This is a genomic window from Sphingobacterium sp. N143 (assembly GCF_030325625.1).
Classification (GTDB): domain Bacteria; phylum Bacteroidota; class Bacteroidia; order Sphingobacteriales; family Sphingobacteriaceae; genus Sphingobacterium.
Genome location: NZ_JACAIS010000006.1, coordinates 78,376 through 94,616, shown reverse-complemented (window position 1 = coordinate 94,616; position 16,241 = coordinate 78,376). Strand labels below are relative to the sequence as shown.

Here is a 16,241-nt window from a genome sequence, read left to right as displayed (position 1 = left end):
TAAATAATATTTAGCTATGAAAATGATAAGGATAATGATGATTGGGGTGGCACTGATTGTTGCAAATGCACTGCAGGCCCAAATAAAAGAACATGAAGGGGGGATACCTGAGCCAAAGGCTCCGGGGAGCCCAGCAAAAGCCAAAGTGCTGAATGGGTTTAATTTTCCAGGAATACGTAAAGACGGTCCAAAAAGCTGGAAAGAGATCAAAGTGCCTAACCTGGGCAAAAAACTGTTGTTAAAACTGGATAATGTCTATATCGAAGGCTACAGGGGAAAGGAGGTGCTGATCACGGCTAAAGTGGAGGACCAAGCTGAAAATGATCGTGCAAAAGGCCTGCGTGTCATCAATGGATCGGGGCTCTCGGATAATTCGGGGATCGGTATGCATATGGAGACAAATGCTGGTGTAACAGAAATCAGCATGGTGGGAATGCCTTTGGAAGATTCAATTCATATCAAGGTTCCATATGATCTTCCGCTTACAGTAAAAGGCGGCCGTGGAGCGATGTTCAATGGTGGGCAAATTGAGTTGAAAGATATCCGGGCTGAAGTGGAGGTGGCTAATACCATGGGGAATGTAAACCTGGTGAACATCACCGGCCCGATCAATGTCAAAGTCTCCCAAGGCGATGTCACGGCAAAATTTGCACAACCGGTTAAGGGACCGATTTCACTGATCGCAGCAATGGGGGCTGTGGATGTTACTTTCCCTAAAAAATTCAGTGCAAATGTAGATATCAGATCATCCATGGGAAATATTTATGCGGCTGATGAGTTTCAGTTTGATAAAACAACTGAAGCCCCTCAATCGATGTCTATGTCGAATGCGGTAAAAGGAAAGATGAATGGTGGTGGACAGGATGTGATCTTGAAAACATCCATGGGCGATATCTATATCAGGGCTCAGAATTAGATAGGGAGCCAACGAGATGGAGTTAAAAAAATAGCCTGTTTTTAAACAGGCTATTTTTTTAACTCCATACGAACAAGGTATTGGTCGTTTTCATCTTCATATAAGATCTGGACCACCCAGCCCATCTCATGCGCCATCTTGATCAATAGGTTTTGATCCAAATAAAGCCATTTAAAAAGATTGCCCCGCTGACCTTTGTATTCATATTGATATTGGATTTCTCCAAAATAATGAGCGGGTTTTTTGATATTATAATCCTGGTAAAGGTAGCTGATGTCGGAGGAATCAAAAATCAGCTGTCCTTTTTCGGTTAGTAGCGATTTGCTATGCTCAAGCAATTTTTTGAATCCGTCGATATCGCCAGCGATGCCTATACCATTCATGAGAAATAAGAGAGTGTCATAATGCTGACCTTGATATTGGTAGAAATCGGCACAGATGACCTGTTGTACACCCCGTTGCTGCATGATATGGCAGGCGGTCTGGGATATTTCTAAGGCATCGACGGTAAAACCTTTCTCCTGAAGATAAAGGCTATGGCTGCCGACACCAGCTCCGACATCGAGTACACGGCCATCGCAGAGCGAGAGCCCTATGAATTCCAGTTCGGGAAAATCTGCTGCATCTCTAAAAAAAATCTCAACGGGCATCTCATCCTGGTCTCCATAGCTGCTGTGAAGTACTAAAGGGAATTTTTCTTCCTGATGGATGAAATAATCATCCAGCGCTTCTCCATATACGTCTCTATGCATTGTCATCGTCGATCATTAATACTTTTTTTGCGATATAGATGGAATCTTCATCACCGGTATGTTTCATGGGTTCATCGGATAGTTTGATGACAGGAGTCCATTGATCATCTTCGGGCAGGGCATCGGTCATTTTGATCACGATGTTCATGGGTTTGAGTCCTACGTCGTTGGTGAAATTGGTACCTACTCCGAAAGAATGCAAGATCTTTCCTTCACAATAGTTGGCTATTCGTTCGACTTTTTGGTAATCGAGTCCATCGGAGAATATAATGGTCTTTGAAAGTGGATCTATGCCATTTTTCTTGTAGTGCGCAATGACCTTATCGGTGAATTCCAGGGGGTCGCCACTATCGTGGCGAACACCATCAAAAAGCTTGGTCAGCTTTTTATCAAACTGCTGGAAGAAGACCTCTGTGGTATAGGTATCAGATAAGGCAATACCGAGATCCCCGCGATATACGTCCGACCAGTGTTCCAGGCCTAGGAGATTGGCCATTTTATAGCCATATTTGGCGGCATGAAACATAAACCATTCGTGCGCATGTGTACCAATGGGTTTGGTCTCGTATTTCATGGCCAGATGCATGTTGCTGGACCCGATAAAGGAGCGTTCACCATACTGTTTTAGGGTACGGACGACAAGATCATGAACCTCATAGGAATGGCGCCTGCGGGTACCAAAATCGGCGATGGTGATGTGTAGTTTTTTATATTTCTCGATTTTGTCTTTGGCTGTGGCGATCACTTCCGCATCGGAAGCGCGGTGCAATCCCTGTGATTCATAAAACAGTTCACAGATGAGCGACATCAAGGGCACCTCCCATAGGATGGTCCGGTACCAATAGCCCTCGATGATGACTTCCAGATCAGGACCATCTTGGGTGATTTTGACTTCATCGGGATCATAGCGGTAACCCTGAAGGAAGTCAAAATAAGTAGGGTCTATATAAGGACAGGTTTTCGCAAAGAAGGCTTTTTCAGCTTTTGTGAGCCGCAAGTCAGCCATTGCATGAACGGCTTCTTTGAGTAAGCTGTCGAAACCTGGAGGAAATTTGTGGTGCCCCCGATTGATAAAGTGATAGCGAGCCTTTGCTTTGGGAAATAGCTTGACCACGGCGTGTTGCATGGTAAACTTATAGAAATCATTGTCTAATATAGAGGTTAATGCAGCCATCTTTATTGATCTGTTTTTGTTTGAAGCCGTAAATTTACTAATTAACATCGTTAGTTTGTACTTCGTTAGTTTGTACTTGAGAAATAAATAAGCAATAAAAAAGATCGTGAAGTACTATCTTGGATAAAAAAGCTCCATCTGCTGCATTAACTTTAAAATTAACAAAGGTAAAACCTATTTTTCATATTAAGGACAGCAGATTCATTGAGTTAAAGCCAGAGAGTATTTAGGGCAGAACCCATTATCACGATGTTAGCCACTCAATAAGGAGCATAAACAAAAAGTTTATGCAAGTATATGGAATAGATTTATCAAAGGACAAATTTGATGTAAATTTCTTTGATGTAAACGGAAAAATTAATTTAAGAACTGTGAAAAATAGCTTATCAGGTATATCAGAATTCTTGTCGGGAGTTCCTTCGGAAGCTATCCTCTGTGCGGAGAATACAGGCAGTTACGGAGATCTTCTTGTATTTTTATGCGGACAATATGGTATTGATATCGCATTAGTCCCAGGCTATACAGTAAAACACAGTCTGGGTCTGGTGCGGGGAAAATCGGATCCCATTGATGCTGGTCGTCTTCGGGAGTATGGGGAGCGCTTCTATGACAAGTTAAGCTTCAAAAAGTATCAGGGCGAAACTATGTCAGAGCTCAGGCAATTGTATACACTTCGTTCACAATTGGTTCAAGCACGCAAGGAATTGCGGACCGGAGCACATGCAAGACAAACTATGCCTATGCAGAGCATCAGCGCTAATCAGATTTTACAGCATGCTTTACATGCACTTGATGAACAGATCATGTGTGTTGAAAACCAGATCGAATTCATTGTTAAGAATGATTCGGAACTGAAAGAAAATTACACATTATCCGTTTCAGTCAAAGGTGTAGGATCTGTTATTGCAACGGATATCATCATCAAAACAGGGAATTTCAAAGTAATAGACACTGCTCGCAAGGCCGCTTCCTATGCAGGTGTATGTCCATTTCCGAATGCTTCAGGCAATATGGTGGGCAAGTCCAGAACAAGCCACTTTGCCGACAAGGAACTCAAATGTCTATTGTATATGGGAGCAAAATCGGCCGTAAGACATAATAAGGAATATAATCTCTATTACCAAAAAAAGAAACTGGAGGGGAAACCTCATTATCTAATTATAAATAACATCATGAACAAATTACTACGAACCATATATAGTGTGGTCAAGAATAAAACAGCATACACACCCGAATACATGTGTATCGATCCTAGAGAGAAAAATGTAAACAGCTCCGAAAAAAGTGGAAAAAAAACTTGTATTTAATTAGAGTATATGAAAATTTATGGATTGTTCGTGAGGAATACCAGAAACCTTCAGAAAAAAAGGCGGGTAAATCATTTAATCTACCCGCCTTTGCTTTAATCTATATGGTATAACCGAATTTTTTATCTTGTTCGGGAGGACCGTTCTGCTCCTCCTGAGGAGCGGCTGGAACCACGTTCACCGGAGCTTTGTGTGGCCCTACTCCGAGATACCGAGGGAGAGTTGCCTCTGTTTGAGGAGTTTGAGCGTTGCACAGCAGGCGCAGAGGACCTCGTTCTGGTATTCTCATAGCTTCTGTTTTGAGGCCGGCTTGGTTGCGATGCCGGCTGGCTGGCACGGCTCCGGCTACTGTTGGCCTCAGCCCCCCGGCTGCGTTGCGTGACCTGCCCTGTATTGTTGCTATTGGTTCGTGCACGCGAATTATAATCGGCGTTTCTGCCGTTGGCAACACCATTGCTGCCAACGGAGCCGCCTTGCCTGGTTCTACTGGTAGAGGTAGGGTTGCCATTGCGATTTTGATCGATATTGTTTCTGTTTGTCGTACCGTTATTTCTTGTACGGCTATTGCTTTCATTGGCACGGGTGCTTGTTCCTGAGCTGTTCGAACCGTTACGTGATCTGACAGAAGCATTTCCCTTATTGTCAATATACAATTCGCGGTTTCCAGACCGGGTATTGATATTATCCCGGTTGGAGATAACACGGTTATTACGATCTGAGATCTCACGATTGTTGCTGCGTGTTCTGGATGAAGCGTTCACAACATTGCTTGGACGGGCCGAAGAGCGGGTATTGCGATCTACGGCAGGTCTGTACATACTGATCTCATTATTTCGGCTACTGCGTGAAGAACCGGGTCTACTTGCATTGGTGATGCGATTGACACGTACACTTCTTCCGGTAGTCCGTTCGATATCGGATCTTCTTGGACCACCAACATAATGGTTGTTGTTGATGATCGTGGTATTATTGATAATGGTCGTCCGATTGTAAATGCTATTATAGTTTCTACGATTGACATAATATCTGTCCATGTTGCGGTTCATGAAATGGTTGACCGAAACGAATGTCCAGAAGTTCATCGGAATATTGACGGAAACATTGATGCTCATACCTGGACCCAAGGGAGCCCAGCCATAATAATCGTTGCTCTGACGCCAGTTTACCCATGCTGGTCCCCACTCGTAATCGGGAACCCATCCCCAGCCATAACGATCGTTGTAGTTCCATCGGCCGTAATGGAATGGAGCCCAGCCCCAGTCGTAATCAGAGACCCAGGTATTCCCGTAGTCTGTCATGGTCCAATAACCATTGGTGGCATAAGGTTGAAAGTCGGGACCTGCATCCGGGATCCAGACATATCCATAGTTGGGATCATTTACCCATTGCCCGTAGGGTGAAAGCTCATCATAGAATGTCTGAAATGAGATTCCAGAATTATTATATGTGTTATAGTTGTCATAGCCAACGTAGCCACCTCTTTGAGCCATTGAGGTTGCACAGCTTGTCATAGAAGCCACACCTATTAAACCCAATACCCAATATTTTATGTTACCTAAGCTTTTCATCTCTGTCATATTTTAAATGTAACAAAAACTCTATGTTCATGTCTTTGTTATTATGACAGCATAACGTATAAAATGGTTTAATCGGTATCCTGGAAATCTGATTTTTTTACATAAAAGTCAAATTGATGATCTTTTTACATAAACGACAATTTTAGATACATATTTTTTCTTTACCTTTACCGCTCGAATTGTTACGTGTTTGTTCAGCATAAGACGTGTTTTGGGACACATTAATTTGAAATAGACATATTTTTAAATGGCTAAAAAACTTCAGACTTTTTTTCTAGAATTCGCAAACATCCATCGTTTTTTACTACGGTTTTGGCGCGAATTGGTAACTCCACCATATGAATTCAAAGAAATCGTCCGTCAATGTTATGAGATAGGCTATAAATCTTTGCCTTTGATCAGTTTAACTGGATTTATTGTGGGATTTGTTTTTACAAAACAGTCGCGTCCTTCTTTGGAAGAATTTGGTGCAACCTCGATGTTGCCTTCCCTTATTTCCATTGCCATTGTCCGTGCTCTTGCGCCATTGGTGACCGCATTAATTGCTTCAGGAAAGGTGGGGTCTCAGATCGGGGCTGAATTAAGTTCGATGAATGTCACGGAACAGATCGATGCGATGGAAGTTTCAGGGACAAATCCTTATAAATACTTGATCGTGAGTAGAATTTTGGCTACAACGATAGGAATTCCGGTATTATGTTTTTATGTTGCGGGTATTGGACTGTTGGGTGGATATTTGAGCATGATGAGCAAGGATGATTTGAGTTTTCTAAGCTTCTTCACCCAAGTGTTTGAGACGATCGCTTTCAAGGATCTTGGAGCCATGGTATTGCGTGCGGTAATATTCGGCTTTACCATTGGAGCAGTCAGTTGTTACTGTGGTTATTTTTCATCCAAAGGTACGGAAGGGGTTGGTAAAGCGGCGAATGCTGCCGTTGTGGCCTCGATGTTCCTGGTATTTATTGAGGAAATAATTATTGTTCAGATTTTATCGTTCTTTGGATAGGGGTATATGGAAAAAGCTAAGTTAAATATAGATCATTCGAAATCGGTCATAACGATCAGAAATGTAAGTAAATCCTTTGGCGATAACCATGTACTACGCGGTGTAAATCTGGACTTATTTCAGGAGGAGAACCTTGTTGTATTGGGACGTTCAGGAACTGGAAAATCGGTATTGATCAAGCTGATTTCAGGTTTGTTGAAACCGGATGAGGGCACGATCAATGTCCTGGGAGATTCAGTGACAGGCTTGAATGATCGCCAGCTCCGTGAGCTGCGGTTGAAGATTGGTTTTTCGTTTCAAAATAGTGCGCTTTATGACAGTATGACGGTCCGTGAAAACCTGGAATTCCCATTGGTACGGAATAAACGGAATCTGACGCGGTCAGAGATTAACCAGGCAGTAGAAGATGTGTTGGACGGTGTTGGGCTGTCACAGACGATCAACCAGATGCCGTCGGAGCTGTCGGGGGGGCAACGCAAACGGATCGGTATTGCGCGTACATTAATCCTCCGGCCCGAGATTATGATGTATGACGAGCCGACAGCAGGTCTTGATCCGATCACTTGTTTGGATATCAATGCGTTAATCAATGAAGTCCAGGAACGGTATAAGACAGCATCGATTATCATTACCCACGATCTGGCCTGTGCCAAGGAAGTAGGGGACCGCATTGTGATGTTACTGGATGGGAAATTTGAGCGGCAGGGATCTTTTGAAGAAATTTTTGATACAGATGATGAGCGTGTAAAAGCGTTTTATAATTATAATTTTATTCTATAATATACATGAGTAAGGCAGAAAATAAAAGAGCAATCATTGTTGGTATTTTTGTTTTTTTTGGCGTATTGATTCTTTTGGCCGGAATTTTTATTCTGGGCAGTCAGCAAAAGAAATTTACCAAAAATATAGAGATTACAACTTCATTTCCGGATGTGGCGGGGTTGAAAGTCGGAAGTAATGTCTGGTTTTCTGGTGTTAAGGTTGGTATTATCAAAAATATCCATTTCAAAAGTGTGCAGGATGTTGAAGTTGTATTGACTATTGAAGAGAAATCTGCAGAATATATCCGTAAAGATGCGGTAACCAAGCTGGGGTCTGATGGACTGATCGGGAATAAAATTGTGGTTATTTCTGGTGGTTCACAGAACGCTCCAACAGTAGAAAGCGGCGATTTTTTGCGCTCTGCCAAAACTGCTGACATGGAAGCCATGATGGAGACGCTGCAGGTCAACAATGAAAATCTCGCCAAAATTACCACTGATTTTGTGGAGATCTCACGGGGTCTGGCCGATGGTAAAGGAATGGTCGGGGCGATGTTGACGGATACCTCCATGGTTAACACTTTGCGGGCAACCTTATTGTCCATCAGTGCGGCAATGAACAATGCCAATAAGGCCTCGGCCAATTTGGTGGCATTGACAAATTCATTGAACAGCAATACGGGGTTGATCCATGACCTGACTACAGATACGGCTATTTTTTCAAATTTACGCCAATCTGCAGCGCAGCTGCAAGGCGTCTCTCAGACAGCAAATGCATTAATCAATAACCTGAACAATGCTTCAAGCCGGCTAAATGATAAGGATAATGCAGTCGGTGTGCTGTTGAATGATACCGCTTCGGCAGGTCAGATTAAATCAGCGATCAATAACCTGAATTCAAGTACCTCAAAGCTGGATGAAAATATGGAAGCTTTACAGCATAACTTCTTATTGCGTGGTTTCTTTAAGAAAAAACAGAAAGAAGATGCTAAAAAAGCAGAATTGATGCAGTCCGATAGCCTGAAGTAGTTGGTATTGAATAAGATAAGGAAAGGCTGTACGCTTGCGTAGAGCCTTTTTTAATATCAGAAAATAACATGTAACATGGAAGGGCTAATGCTCTCTTTAGTTTGGAAGAAATGAATATAGCTGAAATTACAGATCAAGACGTTATCTATGAAGATAATCACCTGATTGCGGTAAACAAAAGAGCCGGTGATATTGTGCAGGTTGATGAAACGGGAGACCTTTCTTTGGAGGATATGGTCAAAGCCTATCTGAAAAAAAAATATAATAAGCCCAATGATGCTTTTGTCGGTGTGATCCATCGTCTGGATAGACCAGTAAGTGGGATGATCCTTTTTGCAAAAACAAGCAAGGCGCTGGAACGTATGAACAAGTTTTTTCAGGACCGTTCGGTGAAGAAGACTTACTTTGCTATCGTCAGGCAACGCCCACGGAAAACAGCAGGAAAGCTGATCAATTGGTTGATCAGAAACCGACAAACAAGGGTCACCAAAGCATTTCCACGGGAGGTTAAAGGAGGTACTTATGCTGAACTGGACTATGAATTGATAGGTGAACTGAATGGCTTCTACCTATTGCGAATAGAACCCCTTACGGGACGGACACATCAGATTCGCGCACAGCTGTCGGCAATGGGCTGTCCGATTGTCGGTGATAATAAGTATGGTTATCCTAGAGGCAGTTCGTTAGGAAGCATTTGTTTACATTCCCGGGCTTTGCACTTTACACATCCCATCAAAAAGGAACAAATGAAGCTGGTTGCTTCTCTGCCTCATGATGGTTTTTGGGATAAATTCGAATCACTGGTACGCTAATCATTAAATTTTCAGTAACTTTGCCCTATGAAATGGTTTAAATATCTATTCTTCATATTTGCCTTAAGCTGTTCAACCGTGTCTGTTTCCCATGCACAGTGCGCGATGTGTACACTGAATGCAGAGAATGGTACCAAAGAAGGTAATACACAGGGAAAAGGTTTGAATGACGGTATCTTATTTTTATTGGCAATTCCATATTTGGCTGCTGCAGGACTTGGATTGCTATGGTATAAAAAATACCGGAAAAAGAGTCCGGCCACGAAAAAGTTTGTTAACGAAATGAATAGATTGTAATGCCTACATCCAAGTTTCATGCAATGATTCATTCCAAATGTCCTAAATGTCATGTTGGAAATGTGTTTGAAGGAAAGGTCTATAGCTTACACAAGCAACAGATGAACGAGGTATGCCCACATTGCGGTGTGAAATATGAGGTTGAACCCGGGTATTTCTATGCCGCCATGTATGTCAGTTATGCCCTGTCGGTCGCACAGACTGTTACCGTATCGATTGCGATCGCCATTTTGACGCGAAGTGAGTCTCCTTGGTTGTATATTGCAGGACTGGCTTTGACCATTCTGATCTTTTCACCTTTTAATTTTCGATACGCCCGTTTGATATTATTGCACTTCTTGACCCCAAAAATCAGTTATGATCCGCGCTATGAACTTGCATTGGAAGCTGAAAACAAGAATCAGGAGGCTTCAAAACAATAAAAAAATAAAGAGCATTTATGCTCTTTATTTTTTTAGATATTTCATGGTGCTATCAAAAAGAAAAACTTTGTCCTTGTATTCTTCCGAAATAAATTGCTGCAACGGAGTCAAATGTATTTGTTGGAAGTCCGCTATGTGCTCTTCGGAAGGCAGAACCACCTGAATACAATAGGTCATTCCTTCATGCGGTGATTGAAGCATCTCCAGGAAATGCACTTGAAATTTTTGGGATTGCACGATATTATCCTGAATCCATGAAACGATCTCCTGATGGATCGTTTCTTCTGCTATGACAGATACATTGTATAAAAACATAAACAAAAATACGCTTTTATACGCTAAGTTTGAATATTACGTTTATTAACTATATCTTGTAAAAATAAGGTTGCATTTGATGCAATTTCGTATTAAATTATAATATTTGGAATAATTGATAAGGACGTATTTGGGATATATGAGGATGCAATTTTGGTCAGGCTTGTTTTTTTGTGCCATAATGATGTTGGGCTGTCAACAACGTAAAGTTGATCCTATTCCAATAAATCAGTTCTTTGCAACGCCTGAAAAATCTAATTTTAAGATTTCTCCCAATGGCCGTTTTATTGCCTATATCGGACTGGATAACCACTGTAAAAATATTTATCTTCTTGACCTGCTGCATCAAGACAGTTCCAAGCAACTGACCTATCAGAATGCGATTAATGTGAAATCTTTTGTCTGGAATAACGATTCAAACATTTCCTTTTTGACGGAACAAGCCACACAGGACAGTTTGCGTTTGTATGCTGTGGATATCCATACCGAAAAGATCCGAAAACTGATCAGACCGGTCCGTGCGAGATTTAGATGGGTTCACTCTGTGACTACAGGGGGGGATAGCTTTATCGCGGGTATCAATGATCGGGATTCTTCCATTTTTGACCTTTATCGGATCTATTTGGACGGAAGACCGCGGGAACTGATATTGAAAAATCCGGGGAATATGAGTTCGTGGATAGTTTCCAATGATGGACAGGTGAGGTTGGCCATTGCCAATGATTCTGTTCAGCAATCGGTGCTTTTCCGTGCTTCTGACAAGGAGCCATTTAAGGAAGTTGTCCGTTGTGATGTTGAAAGCAGTTTCACACCATTGGGCTTTCAAGAAGGTTCGCGCACATTGATTTATGCCTTGTCAAATATCAACCGAGATAAACTTGCCCTTGTAGGTTATGACCTGGCAAAGGAAAAGGAGCTGGGAGAGCTGTTTAGCCATAAAGAGGTGGATATTAACCCGGGCGGATATTTTTCCGAGCAGAACCGCTTGCTATTTGTCAATTATACCACATCGAGGCAAAATCGGCATTTTTTTGACGAGAACATCAAAAGAAAATATGACCAGCTGTCAAAGAAAATCGGCGGATTTGAATTCCAGGTGCTCAATACGGATGTTTCAGGAGAAAAAGTGATCATCAAAACCTATACTGATGTGAACCCTGGGGGGATTTATTTTTATGATTTCACCACGCAAAAGCTGACGAAACTGGCCGATAACAATTCCGTTCTTAAGGATAAGGAATTGTCGCCGAATGAGTTTGTGACCTATAAAGCAAGGGATGGGGTACAGATAACAGGGTACCTGACCTATCCAGTACATTCAAAACGCAAGAATCTGCCAATGGTGGTATTGCCTCATGATGGACCCAACGGACGGGAAGTATGGGGCTTTGACACAGAGGCACAGTTTTTGGCTAATAGGGGATATTTGGTTTTCCAGATGAATTACCGCGGATCTACCGGATTTGGTAAAAAGTTTTGGACAGCTGGTTTTAAAGAGTGGGGCGGCAAGATCCAGGACGATATTACAGATGGTGTGAAATGGCTGATCAAAGAAGGGATTGCTGATCGTGAACGTATTGCCATTGTTGGAAAGGGGTTTGGTGGTTATTCGGCCCTTCATGCGGCCTGCTTTAATTCTGACTTGTATAAATGTGCGGTATCTTATTCGGGCTATACCAATCTATTTACCTATTTTAGGGATATTCCTCCCTATTTTAAATCCTATGTGCAAAAAATGTATCAGATCGTAGGTAACCCTATCCGGGAGGCTGAACTGTTCAAAAATATCTCACCCGTATTCCATTCAGATAAGGTCAAGATCCCCGTACTGTTGGTGCAGGGAGGAAAGGACCGATTCAGTTCGGTAACCGATGCGAATCAGTTTGTTCAAAAGTTAAAGAACAACCATATTCCAGTTCAATATTTATTGAAGGAAGATGAAGACAGGACTTTTAAAAAGGACGAGAATGTATTTGGTTACTATAACGAGCTGGAGCGATTTTTGGCTAAATATCTTGTAGATTAGGGGCAAATTATGAAAGCAGCGAAATACAGCTATCGAAAAAATTATGGTCTATTGCTGATGTTTTTCATCGTGATCAGTGGATTGTATATTTTTGCACTCTTTCTTTCACGGAGTTATACGGAATCACATATTAAAAACGAATTTACCAATAGAAAGTCCGAAATTTTTGACCAGACCTTAGTTCCTTTTAATGATTTTTTTCAGAATAGAATCCCCGAAGTGTCATTTTACCAAGGCTTTCTGGATTCTGTACAAGCAGGTAAATTTGCATATAGCATATTGAGTTCTTATCCTTTTGTCCGTGAAATCGGTTTTTTTGACCTTCAATTTAACAATGACCATAATTTAAATTATGGTTTTATCGTTAATAACTTAAGGATTCAGCCGAAGACGATTACTTTTTTTACGATGTCTCGCTCAGGCTTGAATAAAAATACGATTCGCGACCGGGGGCAGATAGCCCTGCATGCTGAAGAAATCAATAATATTGGTGTTAAACTGGCAAATTACATCGATAAGCTGCAGCCAAATGCAAAATTATCCGATAAGGATATTTTAAAGGTGTTTTACACCATCAGGCCAGGGCAGATTACTTATTTGAATATACCGCGGATCAATGATCTGATTGCCTATAAATCCATTATGGATGGCAGCCTGGACCATACTGTGGGCTATGAACAGGATATGTTCAATTTTCAGATTGACCCTATGTATCTGGAAGTGAAAAACAGCTACTCCAATCTTTATGAAAAAGTAGAGATTGTGCCTTTGGTCGGGGCACCGATTACACCGGAGAATGATGAGATTTCAACAGAAATGCCTTTGCCAGGTGCATTGGCGGATTACAAACTGCTCTTTCGGTCGAGCAAAGGTTTTCTTTCCAAAGAAATAAATCGGAGTTTTTGGCCTGTACTGGGCGGAATATCCTTGATTTATATTATTTTAATTGCTATTCTATATTTAATTTATAGAAATTTAGAAATTAACGGAAGACTTTTTAAATTGCAGTATGATTTTATAAACAATCTCACGCATGAGTTTAAAACTCCCGTGAGTGTTATAAAGATTGCTGGAAATAATATTAAAAGTGCACAGGTGCTTTCCGATGAAGAGCGCAGGATGTATGGTAATATACTCGATCAGGAGGCGGACCGACTGAATAATCTGATGAACAAATTATTGTCGTTTAGTCAGATCGAAAATAAGACGATAAAGCTGAACAGGGAAGAAGTAGATTTGGAAGAATTTACCGAAAACTTGGTCGCATCCTCACGGATAAAGTATGTTGACTTTAAGATTAGCACAAGGATTGATGTAAGGACATCCATGCTCGCAGATCCGGTATTGTTAAGCAGTGTGTTTCAAAATATGATTGATAATGCTTACAAATACTCGAAAACAGGGCATAAAATATTGGATATTAGAATACAACAAAACAAGAAGAATTTTGTTATCACGTTTAGGGATGAGGGGATTGGGATTGAAAAGGCAGAGTTTAACAATATCTTCAAAAAGTTTTATAGGATAAAAAGTCAATATAATCAGCAAGGAAGTATTGGTTTGGGTTTGGCATTCTGCAAAGAGATTACTGAATTTATCGGTGGCGATATTACAGTAAAAAGTCAGTTGGGGCAAGGCACGACCTTTACCTTAGTATTTCCGGTTTAAAAAATAAATTTAAATATGAAATATCCCTGTTTGGAAAGCATGAATACCTGCTAAAATAAACAGGATATTCCATAAGACATTTAAAAGACAAATTATTTACTTATGAATAAAGACATCACTGTTGCTGTTATTGAAGATGATGAGAACTTACGTTTTCTGGTAAAGCATCGATTAGAATCTGAAGGCTATCAAGTCATCCAAAGCGGAAATGGGAATGAAGCGGAGAATTTAATTTTAGAAAAGCGGCCAGATGTGGTCTTATTGGATTGGATGCTTCCGGGAAAAGAGGGTAATGAAATCTGTGAAGATGTCCGTAAGGCGGGCTTTGAAAATATCATCATCATGATGACTGCAAAGTCCCAAGATGTGGACAAAATTGAAGCGTATAGTTTCGGTGTGACCGATTATATCAGCAAGCCATTCAATATGGATGTGCTGATTGCGATGATCGATAATAAGGTGAAGTTTTTCTTGCCCAAAAATAGTCCGGAGATTTATAAATTTGGTCAGACGGAGCATCATCCCAATATCCATTCGTTGATACGTGATGGCAAGAAGGTGGAGCTGACCATTTTGGAAAACCGGATTTTGTTGCATTTTCTTCAGAATCTGGGTCGGGAAATTACGCGTGAAGAACTGATGGAAGTGGTATGGGGCTATAGTTCAAATGTGAATACACGAACGTTGGATATGCATGTGGTACGTTTACGGAAGAAAATTGAGACAAATCCCGATAAACCACATTACCTGCAAACGGTACGCGGATTAGGGTATAAATTTGTGGATGAAGAAGAAGCGTAGGGGATCAAAAAATATCCAGGTTCAGTAGGGGCTAGGCGGGAAAGAAAATATCGACCTGGATATGTCATATGGACATTACGGGACAAATTTTATACGGATGAATTTGTTTTGTTGAAAACAATTATTATCTTCGTATAGATTCAAAGCAAGACCATGTTACCCGACGAGGGTAATATGGTCTTGTTTCTTTTTTAAAATGTAGAAAATAAGAAAAAAGATAAAATTATGGCAGAAGTAACTTATTTTACGGAAGAAGGATTGCGTAAGCTTAAAGAGGAATTAGCTTATCTGAAGACGGAAGGAAGGTCTAAAATTGCCAATGCTATTGCAGAGGCTCGGGACAAAGGTGATTTATCGGAAAATGCAGAGTATGATGCAGCGAAGGAAGCGCAAGGGCTTCATGAAGCTAAAATAGCCAATCTGGAAAATACGTTGGCTACAGCACGTTTGATTGACGAGTCAAAACTGGATACATCAAAAGTCTTGGCCTTATCTATTGTGAAGATCAAGAATAAAAAGAATGGGGCGGAGATGACCTATCAATTGGTTGCTGAATCAGAAGCTGATTTGAAATCGGGTAAGATTTCGGTTAAATCGCCTATTGCACAGGGGTTATTGGGAAAATCGAAAGGCGATACTGCTGTGATCGATGTGCCTGCAGGTAAGATTGAGTTTGAAATCGTAGAGGTTTCAAGATAATATATGTCGGTTATGTGCGGTATGCCATAACCGCACATCCACAAATTAACTTTATATTAAGAAGGTCGTGTTCTAGTAATCGCGACCTTTTTTGTTTATATTTGTTGAATACAACAAGGATAAGTTTATTCCAATTTAGAATAATATGTCAACAATTTTCTCAAAAATCGTTGCTGGAGAGATTCCAGCTTATAAAGTCGCGGAAAGTAATGATTTTCTTGCTTTCTTGGATATCAGTCCACTTGCCAAGGGGCATGTATTGGTAATCCCAAAGAAAGAAACCGATTATATTTTTGATATTGCAGATGATGAGTACATGGCACTGTGGGTATTCGCCAAAATTGTTGCACAGGGGATAAAAAAAGTAATTCCATGTGTTAAAGTCGGGGTGGCAGTTGTCGGGCTGGAAGTCGCCCATGCACATATTCACCTGGTGCCGATCAATAAGGTCAGTGACCTAAATTTTGCAGGTCCTAAATTAAACCTTGGTGAAGACGAACTTCATCAGATTGCCGAGACCATTCGGGAATCTATTATCAGTATAACTACACAAAATCAATAAACGAAGGATATATTACACTTGATTTACTTTCGATTTTTAGGAGAATACTATATTTGTACTTTGTTGTTTTTAAAAATTGTACAAGGATAAGCGTAGATTTGGTTCTAAATAGAAAAG

Annotated in this window: 17 protein-coding genes; 13 read left to right on the top strand and 4 right to left on the bottom strand. The window is 40.9% G+C overall.

The genetic code is table 11. From position 1 onward, the window contains the following. The first annotated feature begins 16 nt into the window (after positions 1–16). Positions 17–916, top strand: a complete 900-nt coding sequence (locus HX021_RS12910) for a DUF4097 family beta strand repeat-containing protein (RefSeq protein WP_286590793.1) — start codon at positions 17–19, stop codon at positions 914–916. A 50-nt stretch (positions 917–966) separates the two neighbouring features. On the opposite strand, the gene HX021_RS12905 is transcribed toward HX021_RS12910, so the two are convergent. Next, positions 967–1,674, bottom strand: coding sequence for a class I SAM-dependent methyltransferase (locus tag HX021_RS12905; RefSeq protein ID WP_286590792.1), 708 nt, complete (start codon positions 1,672–1,674; stop codon positions 967–969). Next, complete coding sequence (gene pncB, locus HX021_RS12900; protein ID WP_286590791.1) at positions 1,661–2,842, bottom strand: nicotinate phosphoribosyltransferase; 1,182 nt, start codon at positions 2,840–2,842, stop codon at positions 1,661–1,663. The genes HX021_RS12905 and pncB overlap by 14 nt, the downstream gene beginning before the upstream one ends. 287 nt (positions 2,843–3,129) lie before the next feature. On the opposite strand from pncB, the gene HX021_RS12895 reads away from it, so the two are divergent. Continuing rightward, positions 3,130–4,149 carry an IS110 family RNA-guided transposase gene (locus tag HX021_RS12895; RefSeq protein WP_286590790.1) on the top strand — a complete coding sequence of 340 codons (1,020 nt, stop codon included), beginning with the start codon at positions 3,130–3,132 and terminating at the stop codon, positions 4,147–4,149. A gap of 122 nt (positions 4,150–4,271) precedes the next feature. Here HX021_RS12895 and HX021_RS12890 read toward each other — a convergent pair whose 3' ends face one another. Next, the gene (locus HX021_RS12890) at positions 4,272–5,717 is read right to left on the bottom strand and encodes a DUF6600 domain-containing protein (RefSeq protein WP_286590789.1); all 1,446 of its coding nucleotides are present in this window, start codon (positions 5,715–5,717) and stop codon (positions 4,272–4,274) included. A 256-nt stretch (positions 5,718–5,973) separates the two neighbouring features. Between HX021_RS12890 and HX021_RS12885 the strand changes: the two genes are divergently transcribed. From HX021_RS12885 to HX021_RS12860, 6 genes are all read left to right on the top strand, one after another. Next, the gene (locus HX021_RS12885; RefSeq protein WP_209579062.1) at positions 5,974–6,732 is read left to right on the top strand and encodes an MlaE family ABC transporter permease; all 759 of its coding nucleotides are present in this window, start codon (positions 5,974–5,976) and stop codon (positions 6,730–6,732) included. Positions 6,733–6,738: 6 nt separating this feature from the next. Continuing rightward, on the top strand, positions 6,739–7,512 hold the full coding sequence (locus HX021_RS12880; RefSeq protein ID WP_286590787.1) for an ABC transporter ATP-binding protein: 774 nt from the start codon (positions 6,739–6,741) through the stop codon (positions 7,510–7,512). Between the two features lie 5 nt (positions 7,513–7,517). Then, entirely contained in the window at positions 7,518–8,522 is a 1,005-nt protein-coding gene (locus HX021_RS12875; protein ID WP_286590786.1) for an MlaD family protein, read from the top strand. A gap of 110 nt (positions 8,523–8,632) precedes the next feature. Then, positions 8,633–9,334 carry an RluA family pseudouridine synthase gene (locus tag HX021_RS12870; RefSeq protein ID WP_286590785.1) on the top strand — a complete coding sequence of 234 codons (702 nt, stop codon included), beginning with the start codon at positions 8,633–8,635 and terminating at the stop codon, positions 9,332–9,334. 27 nt (positions 9,335–9,361) lie between these two features. Beyond that, the gene (locus tag HX021_RS12865; RefSeq protein ID WP_286590784.1) at positions 9,362–9,631 is read left to right on the top strand and encodes a CAMCR motif-containing small membrane protein; all 270 of its coding nucleotides are present in this window, start codon (positions 9,362–9,364) and stop codon (positions 9,629–9,631) included. Positions 9,632–9,654: 23 nt separating this feature from the next. Beyond that, the gene (locus HX021_RS12860; RefSeq protein WP_286590783.1) at positions 9,655–10,053 is read left to right on the top strand and encodes a DUF983 domain-containing protein; all 399 of its coding nucleotides are present in this window, start codon (positions 9,655–9,657) and stop codon (positions 10,051–10,053) included. A 24-nt stretch (positions 10,054–10,077) separates the two neighbouring features. Here the strand turns inward: HX021_RS12860 and HX021_RS12855 are convergent, their stop codons facing one another. Continuing rightward, positions 10,078–10,368, bottom strand: a complete 291-nt coding sequence (locus tag HX021_RS12855; protein WP_286590782.1) for a DUF4286 family protein — start codon at positions 10,366–10,368, stop codon at positions 10,078–10,080. Positions 10,369–10,549: 181 nt separating this feature from the next. Between HX021_RS12855 and HX021_RS12850 the strand changes: the two genes are divergently transcribed. The 5 genes from HX021_RS12850 (at position 10,550) to HX021_RS12830 (ending at position 16,124) form a co-directional block, all read left to right on the top strand. Further along, complete coding sequence (locus HX021_RS12850) at positions 10,550–12,394, top strand: alpha/beta hydrolase family protein (protein ID WP_286590780.1); 1,845 nt, start codon at positions 10,550–10,552, stop codon at positions 12,392–12,394. 9 nt (positions 12,395–12,403) lie between these two features. Next, positions 12,404–14,062: a sensor histidine kinase gene (locus HX021_RS12845; protein WP_286590779.1), complete on the top strand. Its 1,659-nt coding sequence runs from the start codon at positions 12,404–12,406 to the stop codon at positions 14,060–14,062. A 102-nt stretch (positions 14,063–14,164) separates the two neighbouring features. Continuing rightward, positions 14,165–14,863, top strand: coding sequence for a response regulator transcription factor (locus HX021_RS12840; protein ID WP_286590778.1), 699 nt, complete (start codon positions 14,165–14,167; stop codon positions 14,861–14,863). Positions 14,864–15,088: 225 nt separating this feature from the next. Continuing rightward, positions 15,089–15,562: a transcription elongation factor GreA gene (gene greA / locus HX021_RS12835; RefSeq protein WP_286590777.1), complete on the top strand. Its 474-nt coding sequence runs from the start codon at positions 15,089–15,091 to the stop codon at positions 15,560–15,562. A gap of 145 nt (positions 15,563–15,707) precedes the next feature. Continuing rightward, positions 15,708–16,124, top strand: coding sequence for an HIT family protein (locus tag HX021_RS12830; protein WP_286590776.1), 417 nt, complete (start codon positions 15,708–15,710; stop codon positions 16,122–16,124). Positions 16,125–16,241: the final 117 nt, after the last annotated feature.